The sequence below is a fragment of the uncultured Spongiibacter sp. genome, assembly GCF_964011655.1.
GTDB lineage: Bacteria > Pseudomonadota > Gammaproteobacteria > Pseudomonadales > Spongiibacteraceae > Spongiibacter > Spongiibacter marinus.
The window spans coordinates 1-23,770 of sequence record NZ_CAXGPO010000020.1; the positions used below are offsets into that span (position 1 = coordinate 1).

Genomic DNA, 23,770 nt, shown 5'->3' on the forward strand with positions numbered 1-23,770 from the left:
GGTTAACTGGAAATCTCATCTTGGTCATGGTTCCAAAATCGGGGGAAAGGTCACCTGCTGGAAAATTGCTAGACAAAGCCCCAGACCAAATAAGTATGTGCCGCAAGCACCGATAAAGCGCATGGGGTTGGGCTTATCCATTGTTTTAGGAAGCAAGATTCCTGCGGCAAAAAGATATCTGCAACCTGTAACGAGAACCACAAACCACCAAACCCAACTTGGTTGAGGAGACAGGCTGAGAATATAGATAATAACCATTAAGGCGGGGGCAAACTCGGCCGTATTTGAGTGAGCACGAACCCATTTGTGCAAAGTATCTTCTGGGTCAGGGGAATGACCTATGAGTGTGTCAAACTTTCCTCGTCCAACTGTGACGACCCCCCCAAAATTATAAGCAATAAAAACAGCAATCCAATGCAGGTATAGTACGTGTTCACTGTGACTCCCTTCAGTGTTTATGCATAACGCCTTGCTCACCGGAAAATTGGCAGCGGAAAATTAATCCGAGTGCAGCGCCTTGTTATGCGCCTTTGTAATGAAGCTTTGGCTCGAGCAGTGTTAGCTGCTCTTGCTTTGGAGCCTCGGGATACTCATATAGCTTTGTATCAATTGTTGTAACTATTGCTTCTATCATTGGATTTCGATTCTTCTCACTACCACCAACATGATAAAAGTGCTCTCTGGTAAGAATGTTAAATTTGTTCCAATGCGATTCTATATACTCGTTCTTTCGATAATCATTGTGATGCCATGTTGATAGAATAAAGTCACAATGTGCCTTCGAAAGGCTTTCAAAAAGAGATATTTCGTGTGACTCATCCCAAGAATTAAAATAGTCAACATGTCGATCTATATATGGAGGGTCACAATATATAATGTCGCCAGTCTTTGCCTCTGAAATCGTTTTATCAAAAGATTGACACTTAAAATCAAAATCTTTAGCGGCGATCACTCTGCTAACATTTGACACTTGATTTACAATTTTAGTGACATATGCTTGAGCAAAGCGGTTGGGCTTTTTACAGAATGGAATATTAAACCCGCCTTTTCGGTTGAACCGAATCATCCCATTAAAACCTGATCGATTTACGAAAAGAAAATCTAAGGGGTTGTGGCTTTCATTAAATCTTTCCCTAATACTGTAATAATGTTCATCTCCTTTCTCTAAAAGCAATGCACCCTCTTTGACTAGATAACTTCGAACTATTTCTGGTGTGATTTCTCCCGACTTAATGGCAGAGTAGAAATTAATTAGGTGAGGGTTTGTGTCGCACATCAACGCTTTATCTGGGGCCACATTGAAAGCAACCACACCGGTTCCCATAAAGGGTTCGACCCATCGACCTTTGAACTCTTCTGGAACTAAACTTTTTATCCAAGGAACCAACTTTGTCTTTATTCCTTGCGATTTAATAGGTGGTACTGAAACCTTCATTACTTCGCCTTCTTAGGTGTGCCATTGTGTTTTGGCACGATTAAAGATGTATCGCCTTTTCTATAAGCAACAAAATCTTTGAGATTTGTAATTTTTTTAGTTCCGCCTTTACCATCAGGAATTGTGATCTTTTTATAGTTCATCCAATAATCATCGAACCACTCTTCTCCGAGCTTGGAGAACATTCCCTTGCCTTCGACAATATCAGCAATATTATTTATGCTGCCAATATTTGCTGTATTTCCACTTCCACTCTTATCGCTGGCTATTCGCCACTTCTCGGCAACGAAAAAGCTGAAGTTACCCACCACTGATGTAATAGATGTTAGTGAGTCCAAACTGTATATTTTAGTCTCATCTATATCACGAGAATCTACTCTGTCATATATAATTCCTAAGCAGTAGTGCCCAGAATAGGTTCCATAGGGAAACTGGATATTTTTTGTGCTAGTCCTGTCCTCAAAATATTTACCATGAGACCCCAATGTAAAACCATTGCATAAGTGAGGCTTGTTGGGCTGACGATATGTCGTTTTAAAATCGACAGCGAATCGAACAGAATCATCGTCATTATCAACGAATGATATATCTGGATAGTAGTTCTGATGATCAGCGAGGACAATTTTGTAGCCATGCTGTTCTGAAAGCTCCAGCAACTTTGGAAAGATGTGTATCTCAAGTATTTTTGAAATAATTTTAGTGTCTGAAGAAATTGTGTAGACATTCTTATATATGTCTATAAAACCTTTTATTGTCCATTGCCCATCCTCGCTACTTATATAGCCTTGCAGGGTCGTTACAAACTCTTTCAATGCTTTTTCAAAATCTGACTTTTTACTCACGTAACGATTCCTAAAGTTAAATTTATGATCATTCTACTATGAATTCCGATTTCGTTGGATGACGCATAACAGCCTGTTTATGAGGCCGGTTCGGCCTCATAATAAATATTACCGGGAGGCCATCTATCACGTTTCAGTTTCCTCCCAGGAAAGGTCTATCCCATTGTAGGGAAAGGACTATTCCTAAAATAAATCGCCTCAAATCCCATTAACAGGGTCGGTGATTTTGCCGTTAAGCCTGTTAAGTGGGTCGAGCTGTTTCTACAGAGGAAGTGGTGAGAAAATTGCTGGAATAACACACCGCTCCATCGGTAGCGGGGCAGCACATCCATCACTGCGTTGAGCGCTTAAGATAAATTTGCAGGCCGCCCGAAGCAAGCGTTTTCATTAAATGCTAACGTGGCACAGACAACAATCCCCTCAACACTGCCGAGCACGTCGGGAGCTGTACGGGAATTGCGCGAGGACTGTTTGAGCGAAGCGAGTTCCGCAGCGCCCGCAAAGCTCTCGTCGCGCGCAGGGGATCGACGGCGACAGCCGACGACAGTGATGCGGGGTGCGCTTTTTGTTGCCTACTTATTTTTTCGCACAAAAAATAAGTAGGTCGCCCAGCAGGGCGAAAACATCGCTACCAGCACCTACGATAATGAGCACTTCGCCGTACCATCAGGCAACTTCATCGCGGTTGACAGCGTGCCCCGCGACCGCAGGGAGTGCTTTGGGTAAACCGCTCCTACAACCACTCTGCTCCATAGCTGGGTCGGTCGCAGTCAGGCCCGCTCCTACAGGTCGGGGCACACAGCCCTCAACACCGTGCGTAGAAATCAAAGCGGAACCAAGAAAGATACACCGGCTATCGGTGAATAAGGCCGCTTAGCTGCCCTCTTCCCCATCCCTCTCATAACGCTGCCGCCGAGCCCGATCCGGCGTAATATGTATACGCATTTCCGTCTCACACTTGGGGCATTCCCAACAGGTAAACCCCTCGGGGTTAATGGCATCCGGGTCGTGAGGGTGACCACAGCGCGGACAGATAAAACCGGCAAGTTCTTCACGCATAGACTAGCTCAGCATCCTTACAAGCGATGAGTAATGAATAACGATGCTGCGCTGAAGTGGTCGCTATGCCATCTGCGCCATGACCGCATCGTAGTCCCAGTAGGCTTTCAACGAGGTGATTTTACCCTCGGCATTAGCGGTGTAGACCACCACCATGTCCACGATAATTTTCATATCGCCGGGCATGGTGTTCTCCATATGAACAACGTTGGCACATTCGTCGCCCGCTGGGTGAGAACTCAGAATGGTAAAATCGATACTGCCTGGGGCAATGATCATATCCCAAAACGCGGCGATCGCGTCTTTGCCTTTGTGCCCCAGCCCTGTTGGGTCCAGTGGGGAGACGCCGACCGGGTCCTGTACGACGGCATCGTCGGCAAACAATGCCAGCCACGCCTCGCGGTTACCCGCCGCCACGTATTCGCCCGATTTACGACTGGCTTCCAGCGCTAACTTTCCGTATGACATATCTTCTCCAATAAAAAACGCCGCCTGAATAAGGCGGCGATATCACAAACAGCTAGAAATATTAGAAGCTCAGTTTTACATCAACACCGTAGCTTTTCGGCTCGCCAAAATAGGCGGCCTGGTAGGCGCCGAGGCTGATGGAGTGAACTTTGTATTCCTCGTCGTCGAGGTTACGTCCCCAGAAGGCAACTTCCAGCTCGGTGGAGCCGATGGTCATGCCAGACAGTGCAACGCGGCCATTAACAACGCCGTAATCGTCGAGGAAGTAACCCTCAACATCATCATTAAAGGCGGTGCCGTAGCGCTCATCGGTCCAGCTGTAGTCCAGCGATGCGGTCAGCATTGAGGTGTTAGCGCCAGTGCCTACCGCGCGCTGATACTCCAGGCCAATGGTGTAATTGTGCTCTGGTGCGTAGGGCATTTCCGCTTGGTCAGCAATGTTTTGACCCTGAGTCGGCGCGCCATTGCGCTGGTCGATATACTCAACAAAGTCTGCATCGGTATAACCGTAGGACAGCTGCATGGTTAAGCCAGGTACCAGCACAGCCATCACGTCCAGTTCCAAGCCATCGATTTCAGCTTCACCCACGTTGTAAACGTCGGTGAGGAAGATGGTGGCATTGTTGGTCACCTGCTGAAGCTGCATGTCTTCATATTCGGCGTGGAATACCGAGGCATTGGCGGTGATGCGATTGTTCAGCCAGCTCGACTTCATACCCAGCTCGAAAGAGGTCATGTTCTCTTCGTCGAAGGGTGGCTGGAAGCCGGCTTCCGTACTGCGCACATTGTAGCCACCCGCTTTGTAGGCAGTAACAACTTTGGCGAAGGTGCTGAGGTCATCGCTCCAGGCGTAATCCAGAGTCAGGCTTGGGTTAAAGTTGCTCCACTCATCGCTGCCCGACTGCTCGCCGCCAACAAAGTACACGCTGCTGTCTTTGGTGGCCGAGCGCTTATCCACGGTGTAGCGACCGCCAAGAGTAACGTCTAAGCGCTGCTCCAGCGCTTCAGGCGACCAGGTAATCTGTCCGTAAGCTGCATAGGCCTTGGCGTCAGACTTAATGGTGCGGTCTTCCACGGGGAAAATTGCGAAGGTAGGCGGTACTGGCGCGGTGTCAAACTCTTCTTCCAGGCCGTCTTCTTCAAAGTAGTACAGGCCCGCCACGTAGCGAATATTCGCTCCGGCATCACCAACCAGCTGGAACTCTTGCGAGAACTGGTCCTGGTCGATATCCACGCTTACAGCAAAGCCGGGCGCACCGCCGCCGTAGTTCTGCTCAATGCTCTCCTCCAGTTCACGGTAGCCGGTGATCGACTTCAGGGTACCCACAGCGGTGTCCCAGGTGACGGTCAGACTGTGGCCTGAAATATCGGTATTACTGGGTTTAACGCCGCCAGACCACGAGCCTGTTTCCGAGCGCTGATCGCTGGCATTCGGGTACAAACCGGGTACAAAAGACTCGGTAGGCTGGTAGTACTGCTGAGGGCCTTCGATTTCTGAGAAGTCGTAGGCGTAGTCAACGGTGACGTTTTCGCTGGCGTCCCAACGCACGGCGACACGGCCGGCTTTTTTGTCTTCGGCGCCGAAGTTGTCACCACTGCCGGTGTTCTTCACCCAGCCGTCGTGGGCCGATTCCATGTAGGTGAATTTACCGGCGAATTGACCAACCTTGCCGCTTTCAATTTTGGTGAGCGACTGCCAGTAGTCGCGGTTGCCCACACTGACTTTCTGGCTAACGCCGAATTCGTCAGCGGGTTTTGCAGTAATCAGGTTAATGGCACCACCTGTGGTATTGCGGCCGTACAGTGTGCCTTGCGGGCCACGCAGTACTTCGATGCGCTCCAGGTCAGCAACGTCGCTGCCTAAGCCGATGCTGCGCGCCACATACACGCCATCAATATAGATACCAACAGCGGCATCCTGGGTGGTTTGGCTGTCGTTGTTACCCACGCCGCGCATGAAAATAACCAGGGAGCTGCGGCTGTTGGGGAACGGCGTAATGGTGACGTTTGGTGCTAAACCGGCCACGTCGGCCAGATCGGTAATACCGAAGCGGTCCAAACGCTCATTGGAAAATGCCAGTAGTGAAATGGGGGTGTCCTGAAGCGAACTCTCGCGCTTCTCTGCCGTTACCAATACTTCCTCTAGCGCGAGGTCGTTGGCAACGGCACCAGCCGACATTAGCCCGCAGATTGCGGTTGCCAAAAGTGAACGGCGGCCAAGAATTTTTGTCATGAGTATCTCCCGTGTCATACTGCTTTATTATTTATTGGAAGCGCAGAGTGTGCATCCATGCGCTACACCAGTAGCCGCCTATAGTCGCAGTTCCAAACCAGCACGGCCTATCGTCCATTCGGCTTAGCAAAAATCGAGTAGTTTCAACAATGTCTCACACCAGTGAATTTGCCCCACCCGCGCTACTGCAAAACCCCCATGTGCAATCGCTGCTGGCCTCGACGGCGCCGCGCAAAATACGCTTGATGCCACGGGTTCGCCAATTGCAGAGTGCCAGCAAGTCGGTGATTCTGGACTGCGGCAATGGCAGCCAATTGCTCGGTGAATACAGCCCTCAGCAACAGGGCCGCAGTCGCGGTTTAATCACCCTGATTCACGGCTGGGAAGGCAGCTCGCGGTCGACCTATTTGCTGTCTGCTGCCAGTGCCTTCTACCGCGCTGGCTATGATGTGTTTCGATTGAATCTTCGCGACCACGGCCCCAGCCACCATTTAAACCGAGAGCTTTTCAATTCAACCCTGCTTGAAGAAGTGCTGGGCGCATTGCGCGCCATACAGGCCAACTACCCTCACGACTGGCAGTTTCTCGCCGGCTTTTCACTGGGCGGAAACTTTGCCCTGCGACTGGCTGCCGCGGCCACCGAGGCGGGCATTCACATTCACCAAACCATTGCGATATGCCCGGTAGTCGACCCGGTAAAAACCATGGCGGCCATTGAGCAGGGCTGGTGGGTGTACGAGCAATATTTTGTGCGCAAGTGGAAGCGCTCGCTGAAAAAGAAACTGGCGCTCTACCCCGAGCTTAACTTTTCTGAGCAACTGCACGGCATGAAACGACTGCGGGACTTTAACGATTATTTTGTTCCCAACCACACGCCGTTTAACGAACCCGACGAGTATTTTCGCGCCTACGCCCTGAGCGCAGACTTGCTGAGTACACTGAGCAACCCCGCTCATATTATCGCCGCCCAGGATGACCCAATGATTATTGCCGAGGACTTCGAGCAACTGCGCGGGGTAAAACCGCTGAGTATAGAAACGCCGCGCTTTGGCGGCCATTGCGGCTTTGTTAAAAACTGGCGGCTGGACAGCTGGGTCGATGACCGAATGCTGGAGATCATCCAGCTGCGAAAGCAGCAGCCTCGACAGGCTGCCAGCACCGAAGCCGCAACAATGACCTAACGCGCCGCCAGCGCATCGCCAATGGCAAGGATTCGCAGCGCTTCGTCAACATGCAGCGACTCCACCAGGCGGCCATCCACAACAACCACGCCCAACCCCTGGGCCTCGGCTTCTACCCAGGCTTGGTGAATTTTTTTCGCTTGCGCTAATTGTTGCTCGGACGGGCCAAAGGTTTGGTTAGCCGCGGCAATCTGTTTCGGGTGGATCAGCGTTTTGCCATCGAAGCCCAATTGCACACCCTGCTCACAGGCTTGCACAAAGCCCGCCTCATCGTCGAGGTTAAGGTGCACGCCATCGAGCACATCCAAACCGTGGGCGCGCGCCGCCAGCACGCATTGGCTAAGCGATACCTGCAGGCCCAACCGGTCCGGAGTGTGCGGTACGCGAAGCTCCTTGGCCAGGTCCGAGGTGCCCATCACGATGGCCTCAAGCCGCGAATGGCTGCCCGCTATCTCGTCGATGGCCAATACGCCTCTGGGCGTTTCTGCCATTGCCCAAAGCTTGAGCGTCTCCGGCGCTTGTTCCTGAACAAGTAGCTGCACCACGGCCTGCACTTCGGCGGCGGATTCCACTTTCGGCAAGCACAGGGCGGAGATCGGCGCGTGAGCAAAGGCGGCAATTTCTTCTCGGCCCCAGGGCGTATCAAAGCCGTTAACGCGCACCACCAATTCGCGGTGACCGTAGCCACCTTCGGCGAGCGCATCCAGAATGTGTTGGCGGGCCTGTACCTTTTGCGACGGGGCAACGGCATCTTCAAGATCGAGGATCAATACATCGGCGTCGAGGCTTCGCGCCTTTTCCAGGGCACGGGTATTAGCGCCAGGCATGTATAACACTGATCGACGGGGAAGGTACGCCATTGAGGTCACTCCGCAAAAAAACGCCAAGTCTAGCATAGGGCTGAACCGGCGGATCGCCCAGATCAGAGGAATTACAATTGCGAATCATTTTCAATTAGCGCAAAATATCCCGCTGCTTTACCGTCGCCAACTTGAGGACTCTTCATGACTAAGTATGTGCTAACACTGCTGTTGCTGTGCCAGTTTGGCGTTGCGCAAGCCGCGCCGGACAACCGCCGCGCTATCGTGACGCACTACACCAATTTGGCACACGCGGTGTTCGACGATGCAGAAACGACAGCGCGAACGTTGCTGAGTCGTGTTGAGGCCCTGCTCGCCGAGCCATCAGAAAAAACCTTAATGACGGCGCGCCAGGCTTGGATCGCCGCGCGCATCCCCTACCAGCAAAGTGAGGCCTTTCGCTTTGGCAACCCAGTGGTTGACGACTGGGAGGGGCAGCTCAATAGCTGGCCGCTGGATGAAGGCTTGATCGATTACGTGGACCAAAGCTACGCCGCGAGCCTGGGCAATATCGCCGCCGACATGAATATCATCGCCAACCCCACTATTACACTGGGCGGCGGCGCGATAGACGCCACCACGATCACCCCGGCGTTATTACAGGACTTACATGAACTGGCCGGCAATGCCGCCAACGTGACCAGCGGCTACCACGCGATTGAATTCCTGCTTTGGGGCCAAGACCTTAACGGCCATCAAGCCGGTGCGGGCGAGCGCCCCTACACCGACTTCAGTAAGGGTGAAGCCTGCACAAACGGGCACTGCGAGCGCCGCGGTCAATATTTGCTGGCCGCGACACAATTACTCGTTAGCGACCTCGCCTACATGACCCAGCAATGGGCCGCCGAGGGCGACAACTATCGGCGCGAATTACTGTCTCTGCCCACCGAACAGGCACTGGCGCGCATCTTCTACGGCATTGGCTCACTGAGTTTGGGCGAGCTTGGTGGCGAGCGTATCAAGGTGGCCCTGGAAGCCAACTCAACCGAGGATGAGCACGACTGCTTTAGCGACAACACGCACTGGTCCCACTACTACAATGGCCTGGGCATCAGCAATGTGTATAAGGGCGAGTACCAGCGCATAGATGGCAGCTGGGTTCGCGGCCCCTCGCTAAGCCAAGCGGTTGCCGCATCGTCAGCGCAGGCTGACAAAGCATTAACGGCCGCCCTGAACACCACCATGGCGCGCCTGCAATTGCTAACGCAAGTGGCCGAACACCCGGAGCGCCCACAAAAATTCGATATGCTGATCGCCCCAGGCAATGCGCAGGGTCGCAACTTGCTCGGCAGTATTCTGCAAGCGCTGACAAACCAAACCCGCGCCATCGAAGACGCCGCAGCGAGCCTCGGCGTCAACCCCAACGCGATTTGACGCCTTGCCACGCAACCGTTTTTTCACCCTTGTCGCCCTGGCACTGATACCACTATCGAGCTGGGGCACTCCAGCCCTTGAGCGGCCGGCGCCTGAACTGAGCCTGCAGCAACAACTTGACTGGGCCGTCGGCCGCAGCTTTGCCCACCGCCCGTGGGTGTCGTCACCGGCAACCACAACCGCACGCGATGGCCTCGGCCCGCTATTTAATGCGCGAAGCTGCGCCGGCTGCCACCCAGGCAATGGCCAGGGCCAACTTCCCGTAAAAGGTCTTGGAACGGTACTGAGGCTGCCGAAAGACAGCCTGTTTGGCAGCCAACTGCAAGACCGCGCCCTGCCCGGTTTCACAGCGGAAGGCCGAATTGCCTGGCGAGTATCCCGCCATGCGCCCCGCCCCCACCGGCAATACCTTATCGCCGAGTATCGGCAGCTTTCAGCCTCGGCACGCTTGGCCCCCATGCTGATCGGTTTGGGCAAACTCGACGCCATTGATCGTGCCCAGATCCTGGCCTGGGAAGATGTCGATGACCGCGACAATGACGGTGTTTCCGGCCGAGCGGCCACACTGGATAACGGGCAGCTTGGCCGCTTTGGCTGGAAAGCTTCCCAAGCCTCGCTGCGCGAGCAAATTGCCCAGGCCTTTGCTGAGGACATGGGCATCGACAGCGCAATACGTCGCGCCACCCGCTGCGACCAAATTAGCGCGGCCGCTTCTGAGAACGACAGAATGGTTACCCGCGCCCGCTGTGAGCGCGCCTCTGGCGCCGACCAGCCCGATGGCAGCGAAATCAGCCCGAAGATTCTCGGCGCGGTTGAACACTACATTGCCAATTTAGCGATCCCCGGCAGCAGGGCTGACCACCATGGCCCCGCCGCCAGAACCTTTGCCGAAATCGGTTGCGCAAGCTGCCACCGTCCAACATTCGCCACCGCCAGCGGCACGATTTATCCCTACAGCGATTTGCTGCTTCACGATATGGGCAACGGCCTGAATGACGGCGTCGCCGAGGGCGCGGCACGCCCCGAAGAATGGCGCACTGCGCCACTGTGGGGGCTTGGCATCCGCAGCGCAGAGGCGGACAATACCCGACTGCTCCACGACGGCCGCGCGAACAGTATTCGCGAGGCGATTGCCTGGCACGGCGGCGAAGCCCGCGCCGCGAGGCAGCGTTTCAACGCCTTATCGCAAGCACAGCAGGCCCGTCTACTCGAATTTTTAAAGGAATTGTAAATGTCTACCCCAGCGACCCTGATACAACACTGCCGGAAGTGGCTGTTGCTGCCCTGTTTCAGCCTGCTCGCTGCCTGCACCCCGCCCCCCGAACAACAGCTGCTTGAAGACACCGCGCAAACCAGCTTGCTGCCCGCTCACCGGGATTTTGCTCTGGCGGCAAAGCAGCTTTCTCAGGCCACCCAGGCATTTTGTAAATCGCCTGACGACGCGGGGCTACAAGCGGCCCGCGAACATTGGCGACACAGCGCGGTAGCGTGGTCGGGGCTGCAAGTAAAAAGCTTCGGCCCCCTGATGGAAGACAATCTAAGTTGGCAAATCCAGTTTTGGCCAGATCGTAAAAACCTGGTCGCTCGCAAGCTCGAGGGCCTGATCGCCGAGCATGCCGACGCCACCTCCTTCACCGCCAGCACGATCGCCGACGCGAGCGTAGTGGTACAAGGCTTAAGTGCGCTGGAGTATTTACTGTTCGATGAAAAAGCGGCTCAGCTTGATCGTTATCAAACCGCCTCGTTGCGTTGTCAGGTGCTGAGCGCTATCGCCGAACATCAGAAAACGTTAAGCAAAACACTGCACGAAGCCTGGCTTCCCGATCACGGAAACTACCTTGGCACCTTTGCGCAGCCCGGCCCTAAAAACCCGGTTTATCCCGACCGCCAACAAGCCATTGCGGCGCTTTTGGAGTCGCTGGTTGCCGGTGCCGAATTGATAAAACGCGATAAGCTTGAGCGGCCTCTGGGCTTTGCCAACAGCCGGGGCCTAAGCCAGGTGTATCTGCTTGAGTGGTGGCGTAGCCGCTTCTCTCGCGAAGCCATTATTGGCAACCTCAATGCGTTGCAGCGCCTTTATCTGGCCGATGAACTATACGGGATCGACGACTATCTGCGGCAGCATCAGCACAGTGAGCTGGCAGAGCAAATTACCAGCACCTTTGAAAAAACCATTGTCGCTGCGCAGGCGGTTGAGGGTGACCTTTTCTCGGCCGCGACTGATCCAGCGCAAAAACCTCAGTTGCTCGCACTTTATGCTGAGGTACAGCAATTACTCGACTTGCTAAAAAATGCCCTGCCGGATGCTCTGGGTATCACCCTGAGTTTTAACGGCGCCGACGGAGACTAGTATGCAACGCCGCACCCTGATCGCTGGTGCACTGGGTTTACCCGTGGCTGCAGCACTTTGGCAGTTCACATCCGCCCCAGCGCAGGCCAACTATAGCCCGGTGTGCAGCGCGGCAAACAATGCCGAGGGCCAGCCAATACTGGGGGCAATGCACGGTGATCACTGGGCTTTTACGCTGCCGGGTGACGAGCGCGGCCACGATAGCTGTGTACACAATGAGCGAGCAGAAGCGCTGTTTTTTGCGCGTCGCCCCGGCACCCACATTTATGTTGTCGACCTGAAAACCGGCAAGCTTCGCCATAAAATCAACGCCGCCGAGGGCTACCATTTTTACGGTCACGGCTGTGTAAGCGGCGATGGCCGCTACCTTTACACCACAGAAAACCACGTTGCGGATGACGGTCGCGGCGTTATTGGCGTCTACGATTGCTACGACCAGTATCGATTGATCAGCCACATGGATTGCGGCGGCATCGGCCCTCACGAACTCGCCTTAATGCCTGATGGCAAGCACATTGTGGTGGCGGTGGGCGGCATTAAAACGCTGCCAGCGAGTGGTCGTAAAACCCTCAACCCCGGAGCGCTTGAACCCGGTTTGAGCTACCTGAATTTGGCGGAGCAGCGCGTCGTCGCATTCATCCCCTCCCCCGACGCCCAACTGAGCTTGCGCCATTTGGATGTCAATACCAACGGGGATGTTGTGGTGGGCGGCCAATATCAGGGAACGACACCCTCCGCCAAGCCACTCATTTACCACCATCGGCTGGGTAGTGAGATGCTTGCACTGGATATCAACACCGAGCTGGCCATGCGCAACGACTATGTCGCCAGCGTCGCCACCGACGATCAGCAAAATGTGCTTTGCAGCTTCCCCCGCGACAATCAACTGGGGTTGTGGTCAATACCCCAGCGCCGCCTGCTGCACAGCTGGCGCTTGCGGGATTGCGCTGGCGCCGTGTATGACGCCGCCAACAAACAGTTCATTGTAAGCAGCAGCTCCGGACAGCTAATGGCTGCCCGCGCCGGTGAAGACAAGCTGTCAACACTGGCCTACCTACCGGGCCTGCGCTGGGACAATCATTTAAGCCTGATCCCACCACATCTGGCCAATACCCTCGGCTAGCCACAGAGACGCTATGAAACGACGCCAATTTGTTAAACACGGTTTGAGCGGCGCGGCACTGACTTGCCTGCCGCGTTTTAGTCTGGCGATGGCCTCGCCGCCAGGCGGCAACAGTGACAACGGCGAGCGCTACGATTACGTGCTGCGCGCAGAGCGAGGTAGCGCGACCTTAGTACCTGGCAAACAGAGCGAGATACTGGGCTTTAACGGGCAATTCCCCGCACCGACCATTCGTGTTCGCCAGGGTGAGAGGCTGCGCCTGCGCTTCGAAAACCACCTGGATGAAGCCAGCACCATTCACTGGCATGGCATTCGCATTGACAACGCGATGGACGGCGTACCGGTGCTGAGTCAGGCGCCTGTTCAGCCCGGTGAAAGCTTCCTCTACGATTTTGTTTGCCCCGACGCGGGCACCTTTTGGTATCACCCCCATATCAACTCCATTCGCCAACTCGGCATGGGAATGGTCGGGGTATTAATAGTGGAAGAGCGGGAACCGCAACCCTACCACGAGGTGATTATCGGCCTGAAAGATTGGCGGCTGGATAAAAACGGCGACTACCTGCCGCTCTCCATTCCCAGAGAGGCCTTCCGCGATGGCACACTCGGCACCGTCAACACAGTGAATGGCCGCCAGCAACCCACCATTGATATTCCCGCCAACCAGGCCACGCGCCTGCGCGTGCTGAATATGGACAACACGCGGGTATACCGACCGCGCCTGGATGGAAATTCGCCGCGCATTCTCGCCCTGGATGGCAGCCCCGTAATCCCTCACCGCCCCTTTGAATTAACCCCACTGGGTGCGGGCATGCGTATGGATCTCGGTTTTGTCGCCCCGGAGCCCGGTAGAGAATTTGTTCTCTACGATCAAAAAGGCCGCTTTGGCATCGAGCTGTGTCGCCTGCGCACGGTAGACAGTGAACCGCCAACACCACAGGCAAACACCGTGACGAGTTTGCCGCCCAACCCGATTGCAATACCCAACCTTGAACAGGCCGAATTACTGCGCTTTGTCTTTGAGTGGCAGGGCGCGCTGTCGCCGCTTGACCGGGATGGAAATGCCGACCACAGCTTTTGGCTGATTAACCGCCGCGCCTGGGGTTCGCACGGCCACCATAGCCTTCCCGAACCACTGGCGACACTGAGCCTTGGCAAAAGCTATATCGCCGAGTTGCACAACGCCACGCCGCATACCCACCCTATTCATCTACACGGGTTGATTTTTACTGTATTGTCTTCTAATAAACGTAAGGTAACCCCCTATCAGAGTGACACCATACTGCTGGAGAAGAACGAACGTGCCCGCATCGCCTTCGTTGCCGACAACCCCGGCCGCTGGATGTTTCACTGTCACGTGATTGAACACATGAAAACGGGTTTAATGGGTTATATTACTGTGACGTAAATTGTAAGGAGCGCTATTGAGAGTTAGCCACCAACGCGGCACTGAGATATCCTTTGCGCACTTGGACACGGACATCCAGTAATCTCATGACGCTTACCCGAAAAGCCACTCTGATTATCGCTAGCACCATGCTGTTTACCATTTTTTCTGGTTTGCTGGCACGTGAGCTAATACTCAACCCTCATCTGAAGAAAATCGAGAACGCTGCCGACCTGCGTGACGTAGATCGCTTCGAGCAGGCGGTTGACCGTTACCGCGCTAATCTGGAGAGCCGCATTGGCAGAATATACGCGGCAGCAGGCTTGCTTCAGGGCCTTGAAGGGCAACTCGATTGGTCCCCGGTAATCTTGCAACTCGCCCATATAGGCGGCTATGGCGAACTGGATTACTTTATCCTCGCGGATGAATCCGGTGAGAACAGAATTGTAAAAGCCGGCGAAATCGCGGAAAAAACCCGTCACCTTCCCGACAACGCCACCCAAGTTGAGATATTTAACGAGGCAGTATCGCGTCTTGACCAACAGGGCAGCGCCAGTATTTCCGGCTTGCTACTAAGCGAGGGAGACGGCCCTCTGATCTATGCTGCTGGCCGAGCCAACTGGACCACGGATAAACTGCCGTCGATATATTGCGGTGCGCCGTATCGATGATGCACTGATCGCATCGCTGGGTGAACGGCTCGGCCTCACCGTGAATGCCATGACTCACGATGAGAGCATCAAGCAACGCGAGCACTATGGCGTCGGGCTGGGCCAGCGCAGTGAAGATGACACCTTGTACTCCCTGCTCAGGAACGACGCCGGCGACGTTATCGTACACATGTGTTTCAAAGCAGCACCGCGCGCCTTTGACGACGAAATTTTCAGCCCAACCATCGTCGCGGCCCTGATCATAGCAACGCTGTCTTGGGCGGTGGTCATCGTGCTTATGAAACGCGCCGTTATCTACCCCATTGAAAACCTCGCCCAGACCATGCGACGAATACGGCAGTCGAGTAACTATCAGCAAAAACTCAATTACAAACACAATGACGAGCTCGGCAAACTGGTCGATGAGTACAATGAGCTCCTGGAACATGTCGCCAACCACACCAGCAAGCTCGAAGCCTACTCTTACAAAGATGCCCTCACCGGCATTGGCAATCGCCGCCTTTTTCAAGAGCGCCTGGACTACCTGTGGAAGCTGGCATCGCGCCGTCAGCTAAGTCTCAGTGCCATTGTTTTCGACCTGGATTACTTCAAACAGTACAACGACCGCTACGGCCACGACGGCGGCGACCATGTATTGCGTCAGTTTTCTGGCTTACTGAAAAAACGCTTCACCCGCGAAACCGATGTGATTGCCCGCACGGGTGGGGAAGAATTTATTGTTCTGCTCTTCGATGTGTCCAAGGCCAATGCCCTGAAGTTGGCGAATAGGCTCGTAGGCGATTTACGCTTATTAGCCATCCCCCACGAAGCCTCGCCGCAATCTGGAGTCGTCTCGGTTAGCGCCGGGGTTGCGTCGTTTACCCCAATCAAAGATAACAGCCCCGACGAGCTGATTAGAAAAGCCGACGAAGCACTTTACGAGGCAAAGGCAGCGGGACGGGATCAGGTGTCTATCAGCCCTGATTCACGCGCTTGACCGCATCACGCCATCTTTCGCGCAAAAGAATTCGGCCATAAAAAAACGGGGGCTTCAACGCCCCCGTTTTTCGTTCGCGCCGCTGTTGTTATTTACCCGACTCTGCACTCAGGCTAACAACGTTACTCGCCGCGCCGCTGCTCACTTCAGCTTCGGGCTTAAGTATCGACTCAACAGGCTCCGCTGCGCCACTGCTCGCGCGACTGCGCTTGGCTGTGGTCGCCGACTTGGTTGAGCTGGCTTTGGTGGATGCCGCACGTGCCTTTTTAACCGGGGCCTTAGCAACAGCACCGCTGCCGGCTTTCTTCACGGCTTTTTTGGCAGGCGCTTTCTTCCGCGCTTTGGGCTTCTTGGCCTCCGCTTCCTGCTTGCTGATATCCGCCTTCACCGCATCCAGCAGTTCCTGGAAGGCTTTCTCGACACATTCGCGGTAGAAAGCAGGGTCCGGCATGCTGTCGCGATCACCTAGAATCGACATGGTCACGACACCGGATGAGCTAAATACCAAGTGGAATAGCCCTACGCCCGGTGTGAGCAGGCCCAGCCCGTAATAGCGCACCATCTGCGCACCCGCGGAATACAGTGGGAACGGAGGCCCCGCGACATTCGACACCACGGAGCTGATACCCAGAGGCAAGTGCTGCGTCAATTCGTTATTGACGTAGGTGTTGACGATGGGCCGCGTCATTGCTGGCGGCATCACGCCGGCCAAGCGCAGCACATCAACCAGGGGCGAGTTTTCTCCGAAGGCCTTGGCGTCCTGGCTGCTTTGATAAATGGCTTTCAAGCGCGCCAGCGGGTCATCCAGCTCGGTGTGCACTTCGACGAACACCGACCCGACCTGGTTATTCTCATCAGACACCCCGCGGCGCGTGCGCATGTTCAGCGGGATGGACACCGCCAGGCTGTCCTCGGGTAATTCGTTGTGGTGCTGCAGGTATTTGCGCATCGCCCCGCCGACCACCGATAACACCACATCATTTATTTTGACGCCGCTATGGTTCTTCACAAGCTTGACGTCTTCCAGCGAGAACTCTGCTGCTTCAAACACGCGGTAGGGGCCAACAGGCGTGTTAAAGCGCGTGCGCGGCGAGGTGATAGACGGCATGGGAATGCGCTTGCGCGCAACGCCCCACGCCAGCTTGCCCAAATCCGCCAGGGTATTGGCGGCGCCGCCCAGCATTTTCACACTGTTTTTCAGCTGATTAACAGCCGTCGCCGTTCCCAGATACAGCGGGCTTGGCGCGATATCGACCATGACTGTTTCCGGTGCTTCCGGCACCGCCTCTGGGTCGGGCTCGAGGTCGTGAATCACCGACATAATTGACGAGCCGCCAGCGCCATCAACCAGTGAGTGATGCATCTTCGTGTAGATAGCAAAGCCCCCTTTCGGCACACCGGGGATATTGTCCAGGCCTTCGATAATATAGGCCTCCCAAAGCGGGCGCGACATATCGAGTGGACGGGCGTGTAGGCGAGCAATCAGGATACACAGCTGGCGCCAATCGCCGGGCTGGGGTAAGGCGAGGTGGCGAATGTGAAACTCGACATCAAAATTGGCATCTTGCACCCAGTAGGGACGGTCAAGTTTACCAGGCACATTCACCAATCTGGAGCGGAAAATTGAGTGTTTCTTTAAACGCCGCTCAAAGTTTGCGATCACACCCTTAAAGCGCACAAAACCACCCGGCGCCGTCGAGGGGTCATAAATACCCATTCCCCCAACGTGCTGTGGTGTATTGGGGTGTTCCAAATTGACAAACGCGGTATCGAGTACGCCTAACTGCTTCATCCTTTAAACCTCATGTTCCTGTATCCGTGCAACGGCCGATCAGTAAATTATTGTTTTGGGGCCACACTGCACACCTCTCCAGCTCAATGCACAGTTTGTTCCAACAGTGTAAAACTGAATGCTGCTCGGCGCTATAGCCTGATGGCCCAATACTGGTGACAGTTTGGGCCAGTGCCCACTCCTAGCTCTGCCCATCCTTGGTGCGGCTGCGCTGACGCTCCGGCGGCGGAGCACCAACATGAGGCACGTTGCGTTGCCGCGCCAGTTCTATCTGCTTTTGGCGATCGCGAAAACGCTGCCGTTGCTCGTCAGTGAGCGTGTCATGGCACGCGGGGCAACTTACCCCCTCTTCATATTTATCGCTCTGCCGGTCGGCATCGGTAATGGGCCAGCGGCAACCGTGGCACAGTGCGTATTCACCCGGCTCCAGGCCTTGTTTCACAGATACTCTGTTATCAAACACAAAACACTCGCCCTGCCAAAGGCTATCGGGCTGGTCGACCTCCTCCAGGTATTTGAGAATGCCGCCCTCCAGGTGATAGACCTCTTCAAACCCTTCGCGTTTCATAAACGCTGAGGCCTTTTCACAACGAATGCCGCCGGTGCAAAACATGGCAACTTTTTTGTGCTTGGCGGGGTTGTAGTTCTGACGTACATATTCCGGAAATTGGCGGAAACTCTCGGTTTTCGGGTCTACAGCCCCCTTAAAGGTGCCAATCTCCACTTCGTAGTCGTTGCGCGTATCGATCAGTACCACATCGGGGTCAGAAATTAAGGCGTTCCAATCTTTTGGCTTTACGTAGGTGCCCACGACTTCGTTCGGGTCGATGCCGTCGATCCCCATGGTAACGATTTCTTTCTTCAGCTTTACCTTCATACGGTAAAAGGGTTGGCTGCTATCGAAGGACTCTTTATGGCTGAGATCTGCCAACCTGGGGTCAGCTTTCAGATAGGCCAATAGACTATCGATGGCCTCGCGGCTGCCTGCGACGGTACCGTTAATGCCCTCTTCGGCCAGCAGCAATGTGCCGCGAATATTCTGGGCAAGGCAATGGTCAAGCAATGGCTCTCTCAGTTTGTGGAAGTCTGGCAGGCTGACAAACTTATACAGCGCCGCTACAACAATGTTTGACATATCAGCCCTTGGCCTCCTTTTTACTGCCACCGAGGCACTGCGGCGAATCGGGAACCGCTGCCGTTTTTTCCTGCCATTCCTCAGGGCTAAACAGGTGAAGGGCCAGCGCATGTACCGGTCCAGCTAATTCCTCGGCAAGTGCAGCGTAGACGGCCTGGTGTCTGGCCACTCGCCGCTTACCGCTAAAGCCCTCGGCAACAATGACAAGCTTAAAGTGAGTTTCAGAGTCTTTGGGCACGCTGTGCATATGACTTTCATTGGTCACTTCAAAGTGAGTCGGCGACAAGGCATCTGTAATTTTGTCGCGAATGGCCTGTTCAATGTGCATGGTGCTCTACTCCTGCTAAATCCTCGCCCATTATACACCGCGAGCACGCCGTGCTGCGGCGACAGCATCGGCAGCCCAAAGAATTAATTCGTCGGCCTCATCAATGAGTTCCTCCGGTGCAAGCCGGTAGCTAAGTTCAACCCATTGATGTCGGCGTTGGTATCGAAACGGCGGCAAATCGCGCTGTTCATAGTTGCCGGTATTGTGTGAATCCACCTTGAAATACAGCTGCTCATCAGCGATCAGCGCGAACATCAGTCCGTCGCAAAAGATGCCGTAGCCGCCAAACATACGCCGCGCGCTAACTGCGCCCAGCGGCTGTAACTGCTCCAACAGGTAGGAAATACCTTCATCCACAGGGCGCCGCCTCAATTAACGCCAGTCGCTCGGCCAGCAAGTCTGCGTTGGCAGCGAGTCCCCAGCGCATATAACCGTGTTCGCCACAGCGATAAACCCGGCACAGTAGTCCCTGCTTCAGGGCCTGCATCGCCCACTTTTCCGCCTGCCCCAGCGGCATTTTTAGCGTGGTAAATAGCGGCGTCACCGCACAGTGCTCGACGTCGCGCCCAAAGCAGCGCAGCAGCTGTTGCGCCTGTTGTTGGGCGGCAAGCGGCAATTGCTGCCTCATCGTTTCCTGCCATTCACGGTCGGCGAATAACTGCTGGCCAATCAGCTGCGCGGCATGATTAACCGACCAGGGCCCAAGTTGCTCGCGCAAGCGGATAATCGTCTCTGGGTGACTCAGCACGGCGCCCAGACGCAGCCCGGGCAAACCAAAGAACTTTCCTACCGAGCGCAGCAGCACAACGCGCTTATCGACCAACAAGGCATTGGCCTGATAGGCCGGCACACAATCCACGTAGGCTTGATCAATTACCAGGCAACCCTCTGGCGGCAGTAGCGCCAACCACTGCGCGACAACGCAGACCGGGAGTTGCTGGCCATCGGGGTTATTGGGGTTGATCAGCACTAAATACCGAATATCTTGCTCGCGAATTTGCGCGGCCACTGCCTCGCTATTATAGTCGCTGAAAAACCGGCAGTGATGCCCCCCCAGCTGCCAGCGGTAGGCGTGTTCTTCGTAGGCCACGGCGGGCAACAGCACATTGCCCTGAGGGTACAACTGCGGCAGCAACTGAATTACCGGTTGGCTGCCACCACACAGCAACAACTGCGCAACATCAACCTGGTAATAGGCCGCTGCCGACGCCTGTAATTGAGGGTTTTCATAGGGCAATTCCGTAAAGCAATGGCTCGGCAAGGCCGGAACCGGCCAGGGCCAGGGGTTGATCCCGGTGGCCAGATTTAACAAGGGCCTCGGCATGCCTTCGGGGTAGTGAAGCTCATTGGGGTCGCCACCGTGGCGAGGCGGCACGATTCGCTCGCTCATAGTAATGCTCCCACCAATGCACTGAGCAACCACACCGCGCAAACCGTATCCACTAAACGCACACTCCGCCGCACATCCCCCGGCTGGGGCAAGCGACCTGCGCCCAGCGTCGCGCGCTGTTGCTGCTGCCCATGGTAATTGGCGGCGCCTCCGACGGTGATGCCCAAGGCGGCGGCGCCGCTGGCCATTACCGCGCCGGCGTTAATGCTCTTCCAACGCCACCCCTGAGAAACCAGGCAGCGAATCGCGCTCGCGGAGAAAGACACCAGCGCAAAGCTCAGCGCGGTGAGCTGAGCGGGAATAAAATTCAACACATCATCGCAGCGCGCCGCCACGCGGCCGAACAAATTAAAACGCGCATTGCGGTAGCCCCACATCGCATCCAGGGTATTGCTCAAACGGTGCACCAGCACCCCGCAAGGGCCCGCCACGGCAAACCAAAACAGCGAGGCAAACAGCGCATCACTGCTATTTTCCAGCGTCGTCTCGATGCTGGCACTGAGCACCTGGGCGTCGTTGAGCTCCGCCGTGTCCCGGCTGACTATGTATGACAAAGCCTGCCTGGCACCGGGAAGATCACGCTGTTCTAACGCCGTTAAAATCGGCTGCACATGCTCGCGCATACTCTGCCAGCCGACGGCCAAATACAAAATGACCACGGACAACAGCGCCTCCAGCAAAGGGGAGAATTCGCTCAGCACAACACTGATGCCATAGAGCATAAGCACCGGAGGCAGCACCGCGACGGTGTATGCCAGAGCACCTGCCCACAATTTGAGAGAGCCACTTCCCCGGTTGAGCCTGGCCTCCAGATAATGCGCAAATCTGCCAAAGCCAACCAGTGGGTGGCAGCGACGCGGCTCGCCCAATACACGATCGGCAAGCAATGCAAGCAGAGCGAGTACTGCGGTGGGTATAGTGAGTTCTGTCATGGTATTGGCGAGCTGCGCGGGCACAGCCATGATCTCAGGTGAGTCGATGCAAGGGGCGGGACTGTAATCAAGGGGCAATCGGCGGTCAAGGTTGGCGCGGTTATTCGCCCTGCAAGCGGTAGAATTCGACGGCGTTTTCCCACAACACACAGCGCGCATCGCTATCGCCCAGTGCATTGCCGATGATCTCAATATCTATTGGATTAAATGGCCTAGGCGAGCGCGTTGAAGGTAAGTCAGTGCCGAACATCAAGGCCTTTGGGTTAATGCTATGAAGGCGTTTGACGACCTGACTGACAGCGAAGTCGACCCGCCCAAAGCCCGTTGCCTTAACCTTGACGCCCCTCTCAACCAAACGATACAGCAGCGGCAACCCGGCCTTACTCAAGCCCAGGTGATCAATGCTTACCGCCGGCAGCGCACACAGCGGCGTTTCCAATTCTTCCAGTGCTGCGCTGTCGCAGTAGATTTCCGTATGCCAACCCAATAGCTCGTGCACCCGGTTCGCAAACGAAAACAGGTGCTGCACCGACTCCGAGCCCCCGCGCCGCAAATTAAAACGAACGGCGCGAACCCGCTGGCGGTCGAGTGCCACCAAAGTATCATCAGGGGTGTCATGGGGCAGCTGGGTAACGCCCACAAAGTGCGGGCCGAGGCTGGCGAGCGCGGCTTGCAGGTAGGACTGATCAAAGCTCTGAAATGACCCAGACACCACTGCCCCGCCGGCAATGCCGAGGTCAGCGGTCTGGTGGATGTAGTCGTCGACGGTAAACGCAGACGGCAGAAAGCCCTGGTTGCTGGTCAATGGGTAAGCGGGATCGATGATGTGCAAATGTGCATCGAAAATAAGATGGTCCATTGCCACTCCGCTCCAACGTTGGGTCGCTGCTCAGGGCCGTGAAGATGCCCGATGAGCTTGATCAAAAATCATACAGCGCATCCAACATGGCAGATGAATAGCCACTTTGCAAACCTCAGTGCGCAGTAGCCAGCTGTGACTTAGCCGCTATCCACTGAGACATATACTGATGACTGCGCAGGCTGTGGTGGCGAAGCATGGCACCGATGAAATTGCCCTGGCGATGAACAGCCAGCTCGCCAGATAGCCGATCAATACGCGACCGGAGCGCTTGGCTTGGCTCTGCGGACGTAAACGGCGCCAGGCAGCGCACGGCGCGCTCTTGGGCACTGCGCCAGTTCGATTCATCGCGGTATAGCGACACCGCTGCCTCAATCAACGCCTGCGGCGAATCCGCAACCACCCCGCCCCAGTTGGCTGGCGTATCCACCATCCCCTCCGCGCCAATGCTTGTGGTTACCGAGGGAGTTGCCTGCTCCATCGCCTCCAGCAGCTTGCCCTTTTGCCCGGCACCAAAGCGCAGAGGCGCAATACAAACACGGGCCTGTCGCATCACGGCGGCGGCATCTTTGGCCCACCCTTTGAGCAAAAAACCCTGTTTTTCACTGTGCAGTTGCTGCGCTTTTGGAGGCGGGTACGCCCCGTACACATGACACTGCGCCGACGGCAGTTGCCGGCGTATCTCGGGCCACAATTCGCTGCGTAAATAACGCAGGCTGTCCCAGTTTGGCTCGTGTCGAAAATTGCCAATACAGATAAAATGGCGCCGCTGCGCGTAAGGCAGCGGCGACGCCGTTCCACCTTCACTGCTAAAAGGCAGGTGATGCAGCAGCTCGGCACTAACGCCGTAGTGGGACTGCAGCAGCGATATCTCGGCAGTAGAAATCATCAAGCTCAGGTCGCATCGCCATATGGATGCCAACTCGCGCAGCGCCAGCTCACTACTCAGTAGCTCGCTATCGGGCCGCATGGTGTTCTGCCCGCGCTTGAGCGCCTGATGGCGGGCGTCGCGCAGGCAGTGAAGGTCCTGAGTATCGAGTATGCACATCGCCTGCGGGCACTCTTTGGCCACCCGCCAGGAAAATTGCTCCTCGGTGAGAAAGCGGTCAAACACAACCAGGTCTGGCTGCATTTTTCTAAGCAATTGATTGAAGCTATCGCAATTTAGCCGAATCTCGACCTCATCCACCGCGATGTCGCTAAGCGGGTAGCGGTGTTCAGACAGTGCCGCCGCACAGGCAAACGTCACCCTGTCGCCAGCGGCTTGCAGACAGCGAATCAGTGACAGTGTGCGCCGCCCCGCCGCAGACGAATTTGGCTCGGGCCAAACGTGGCCGATATATAAAATGTTCTCAGGGGCGCTCAATATCGCCTT

The 23,770-nt window shown here is 55.4% G+C and carries 23 protein-coding genes; 9 read left to right on the forward strand and 14 right to left on the reverse strand.

Going from position 1 to position 23,770, the window contains the following annotated elements:
• A partial coding sequence (locus ABNS66_RS10190) for a hypothetical protein (protein WP_348655311.1) occupies positions 1–226 on the forward strand: 226 nt, incomplete at its 5' end.
• 294 nt (positions 227–520) lie between these two features.
• Here the strand turns inward: ABNS66_RS10190 and ABNS66_RS10195 are convergent.
• From ABNS66_RS10195 to ABNS66_RS10215, 5 genes are all read right to left on the reverse strand, one after another.
• Entirely contained in the window at positions 521–1,435 is a 915-nt protein-coding gene (locus ABNS66_RS10195) for a Dam family site-specific DNA-(adenine-N6)-methyltransferase (protein ID WP_348655312.1), read from the reverse strand.
• Positions 1,435–2,277 (reverse strand): EcoRV family type II restriction endonuclease, encoded by an 843-nt coding sequence (locus tag ABNS66_RS10200; protein WP_348655313.1) that lies wholly within the window; start codon positions 2,275–2,277, stop codon positions 1,435–1,437. The genes ABNS66_RS10195 and ABNS66_RS10200 overlap by 1 nt, the downstream gene beginning before the upstream one ends.
• An 873-nt stretch (positions 2,278–3,150) precedes the next feature.
• Complete coding sequence (locus tag ABNS66_RS10205) at positions 3,151–3,336, reverse strand: hypothetical protein (protein ID WP_286839719.1); 186 nt, start codon at positions 3,334–3,336, stop codon at positions 3,151–3,153.
• 63 nt (positions 3,337–3,399) lie between these two features.
• Positions 3,400–3,804, reverse strand: coding sequence for a nuclear transport factor 2 family protein (locus ABNS66_RS10210; RefSeq protein WP_286839722.1), 405 nt, complete (start codon positions 3,802–3,804; stop codon positions 3,400–3,402).
• A 61-nt stretch (positions 3,805–3,865) separates the two neighbouring features.
• Complete coding sequence (locus tag ABNS66_RS10215; protein WP_286839724.1) at positions 3,866–6,037, reverse strand: TonB-dependent receptor; 2,172 nt, start codon at positions 6,035–6,037, stop codon at positions 3,866–3,868.
• Between the two features lie 149 nt (positions 6,038–6,186).
• On the opposite strand from ABNS66_RS10215, the gene ABNS66_RS10220 reads away from it, so the two are divergent.
• Positions 6,187–7,218: an alpha/beta fold hydrolase gene (locus ABNS66_RS10220; RefSeq protein WP_286839725.1), complete on the forward strand. Its 1,032-nt coding sequence runs from the start codon at positions 6,187–6,189 to the stop codon at positions 7,216–7,218.
• On the opposite strand, the gene ABNS66_RS10225 is transcribed toward ABNS66_RS10220, so the two are convergent.
• Positions 7,215–8,078, reverse strand: coding sequence for a CoA ester lyase (locus ABNS66_RS10225; protein WP_286839728.1), 864 nt, complete (start codon positions 8,076–8,078; stop codon positions 7,215–7,217). The genes ABNS66_RS10220 and ABNS66_RS10225 overlap by 4 nt on opposite strands.
• 144 nt (positions 8,079–8,222) lie before the next feature.
• On the opposite strand from ABNS66_RS10225, the gene ABNS66_RS10230 reads away from it, so the two are divergent.
• The 7 genes from ABNS66_RS10230 to ABNS66_RS10260 all read left to right on the forward strand — a co-directional run bounded on the left by ABNS66_RS10230 (position 8,223) and on the right by ABNS66_RS10260 (position 15,959).
• Positions 8,223–9,452 carry an imelysin family protein gene (locus ABNS66_RS10230; RefSeq protein WP_286839730.1) on the forward strand — a complete coding sequence of 410 codons (1,230 nt, stop codon included), beginning with the start codon at positions 8,223–8,225 and terminating at the stop codon, positions 9,450–9,452.
• Between the two features lie 4 nt (positions 9,453–9,456).
• Positions 9,457–10,683 carry a di-heme oxidoredictase family protein gene (locus tag ABNS66_RS10235; RefSeq protein WP_286839732.1) on the forward strand — a complete coding sequence of 409 codons (1,227 nt, stop codon included), beginning with the start codon at positions 9,457–9,459 and terminating at the stop codon, positions 10,681–10,683.
• Entirely contained in the window at positions 10,684–11,802 is a 1,119-nt protein-coding gene (locus tag ABNS66_RS10240; protein WP_286839734.1) for an imelysin family protein, read from the forward strand.
• A gap of 1 nt (position 11,803) precedes the next feature.
• Positions 11,804–12,925 (forward strand): DUF1513 domain-containing protein, encoded by a 1,122-nt coding sequence (locus ABNS66_RS10245; RefSeq protein ID WP_286839735.1) that lies wholly within the window; start codon positions 11,804–11,806, stop codon positions 12,923–12,925.
• A gap of 13 nt (positions 12,926–12,938) precedes the next feature.
• Positions 12,939–14,333 carry a multicopper oxidase family protein gene (locus tag ABNS66_RS10250; RefSeq protein WP_286839736.1) on the forward strand — a complete coding sequence of 465 codons (1,395 nt, stop codon included), beginning with the start codon at positions 12,939–12,941 and terminating at the stop codon, positions 14,331–14,333.
• A gap of 86 nt (positions 14,334–14,419) precedes the next feature.
• Entirely contained in the window at positions 14,420–14,983 is a 564-nt protein-coding gene (locus ABNS66_RS10255) for a hypothetical protein (RefSeq protein ID WP_286839738.1), read from the forward strand.
• Positions 14,967–15,959, forward strand: coding sequence for a diguanylate cyclase (locus ABNS66_RS10260; RefSeq protein WP_348655314.1), 993 nt, complete (start codon positions 14,967–14,969; stop codon positions 15,957–15,959). The genes ABNS66_RS10255 and ABNS66_RS10260 overlap by 17 nt, the downstream gene beginning before the upstream one ends.
• Positions 15,960–16,047: 88 nt before the next feature.
• Here ABNS66_RS10260 and ABNS66_RS10265 read toward each other — a convergent pair whose 3' ends face one another.
• The 8 genes from ABNS66_RS10265 to ABNS66_RS10300 all read right to left on the reverse strand — a co-directional run bounded on the left by ABNS66_RS10265 (position 16,048) and on the right by ABNS66_RS10300 (position 23,761).
• On the reverse strand, positions 16,048–17,751 hold the full coding sequence (locus ABNS66_RS10265; protein ID WP_286695782.1) for a wax ester/triacylglycerol synthase family O-acyltransferase: 1,704 nt from the start codon (positions 17,749–17,751) through the stop codon (positions 16,048–16,050).
• 181 nt (positions 17,752–17,932) lie between these two features.
• Positions 17,933–18,886 (reverse strand): rhodanese-related sulfurtransferase, encoded by a 954-nt coding sequence (locus tag ABNS66_RS10270; protein WP_286838817.1) that lies wholly within the window; start codon positions 18,884–18,886, stop codon positions 17,933–17,935.
• A gap of 1 nt (position 18,887) precedes the next feature.
• The gene (locus ABNS66_RS10275) at positions 18,888–19,214 is read right to left on the reverse strand and encodes a BolA/IbaG family iron-sulfur metabolism protein (protein ID WP_204995833.1); all 327 of its coding nucleotides are present in this window, start codon (positions 19,212–19,214) and stop codon (positions 18,888–18,890) included.
• A 30-nt stretch (positions 19,215–19,244) separates the two neighbouring features.
• Positions 19,245–19,571, reverse strand: coding sequence for a TfoX/Sxy family protein (locus ABNS66_RS10280; protein WP_286695784.1), 327 nt, complete (start codon positions 19,569–19,571; stop codon positions 19,245–19,247).
• Positions 19,564–20,604 (reverse strand): aminotransferase class I/II-fold pyridoxal phosphate-dependent enzyme, encoded by a 1,041-nt coding sequence (locus ABNS66_RS10285; RefSeq protein WP_286838815.1) that lies wholly within the window; start codon positions 20,602–20,604, stop codon positions 19,564–19,566. Before ABNS66_RS10285 ends, ABNS66_RS10280 begins: the two co-directional genes overlap by 8 nt.
• Positions 20,601–21,560 (reverse strand): adenosylcobinamide-phosphate synthase CbiB, encoded by a 960-nt coding sequence (cbiB, locus tag ABNS66_RS10290; RefSeq protein ID WP_286838813.1) that lies wholly within the window; start codon positions 21,558–21,560, stop codon positions 20,601–20,603. The genes ABNS66_RS10285 and cbiB overlap by 4 nt, the downstream gene beginning before the upstream one ends.
• Positions 21,561–21,636: 76 nt before the next feature.
• Complete coding sequence (locus ABNS66_RS10295) at positions 21,637–22,395, reverse strand: amidohydrolase family protein (protein WP_204995836.1); 759 nt, start codon at positions 22,393–22,395, stop codon at positions 21,637–21,639.
• A gap of 115 nt (positions 22,396–22,510) precedes the next feature.
• Positions 22,511–23,761, reverse strand: coding sequence for a glycosyltransferase family 4 protein (locus ABNS66_RS10300; protein WP_286838812.1), 1,251 nt, complete (start codon positions 23,759–23,761; stop codon positions 22,511–22,513).
• Positions 23,762–23,770: the final 9 nt, after the last annotated feature.

Excerpts from the sequence above, each read along its gene's own strand:
- ABNS66_RS10275 (WP_204995833.1), bottom strand. The coding sequence starts at position 19,214 with ATGCACATTGAACAGGCCATTCGCGACAAAATTACAGATGCCTTGTCG.
- ABNS66_RS10220 (WP_286839725.1), top strand. The coding sequence starts at position 6,187 with ATGTCTCACACCAGTGAATTTGCCCCACCCGCGCTACTGCAAAACCCC.
- ABNS66_RS10250 (WP_286839736.1), top strand. The coding sequence starts at position 12,939 with ATGAAACGACGCCAATTTGTTAAACACGGTTTGAGCGGCGCGGCACTG.
- ABNS66_RS10230 (WP_286839730.1), top strand. The coding sequence starts at position 8,223 with ATGACTAAGTATGTGCTAACACTGCTGTTGCTGTGCCAGTTTGGCGTT.
- ABNS66_RS10295 (WP_204995836.1), bottom strand. The coding sequence starts at position 22,395 with ATGGACCATCTTATTTTCGATGCACATTTGCACATCATCGATCCCGCT.
- ABNS66_RS10285 (WP_286838815.1), bottom strand. The coding sequence starts at position 20,604 with ATGAGCGAGCGAATCGTGCCGCCTCGCCACGGTGGCGACCCCAATGAG.
- ABNS66_RS10270 (WP_286838817.1), bottom strand. The coding sequence starts at position 18,886 with ATGTCAAACATTGTTGTAGCGGCGCTGTATAAGTTTGTCAGCCTGCCA.
- ABNS66_RS10225 (WP_286839728.1), bottom strand. The coding sequence starts at position 8,078 with ATGGCGTACCTTCCCCGTCGATCAGTGTTATACATGCCTGGCGCTAAT.
- ABNS66_RS10240 (WP_286839734.1), top strand. The coding sequence starts at position 10,684 with ATGTCTACCCCAGCGACCCTGATACAACACTGCCGGAAGTGGCTGTTG.
- ABNS66_RS10265 (WP_286695782.1), bottom strand. The coding sequence starts at position 17,751 with ATGAAGCAGTTAGGCGTACTCGATACCGCGTTTGTCAATTTGGAACAC.
- ABNS66_RS10210 (WP_286839722.1), bottom strand. The coding sequence starts at position 3,804 with ATGTCATACGGAAAGTTAGCGCTGGAAGCCAGTCGTAAATCGGGCGAA.
- ABNS66_RS10245 (WP_286839735.1), top strand. The coding sequence starts at position 11,804 with ATGCAACGCCGCACCCTGATCGCTGGTGCACTGGGTTTACCCGTGGCT.
- ABNS66_RS10205 (WP_286839719.1), bottom strand. The coding sequence starts at position 3,336 with ATGCGTGAAGAACTTGCCGGTTTTATCTGTCCGCGCTGTGGTCACCCT.
- ABNS66_RS10215 (WP_286839724.1), bottom strand. The coding sequence starts at position 6,037 with ATGACAAAAATTCTTGGCCGCCGTTCACTTTTGGCAACCGCAATCTGC.
- ABNS66_RS10255 (WP_286839738.1), top strand. The coding sequence starts at position 14,420 with ATGACGCTTACCCGAAAAGCCACTCTGATTATCGCTAGCACCATGCTG.
- ABNS66_RS10195 (WP_348655312.1), bottom strand. The coding sequence starts at position 1,435 with ATGAAGGTTTCAGTACCACCTATTAAATCGCAAGGAATAAAGACAAAG.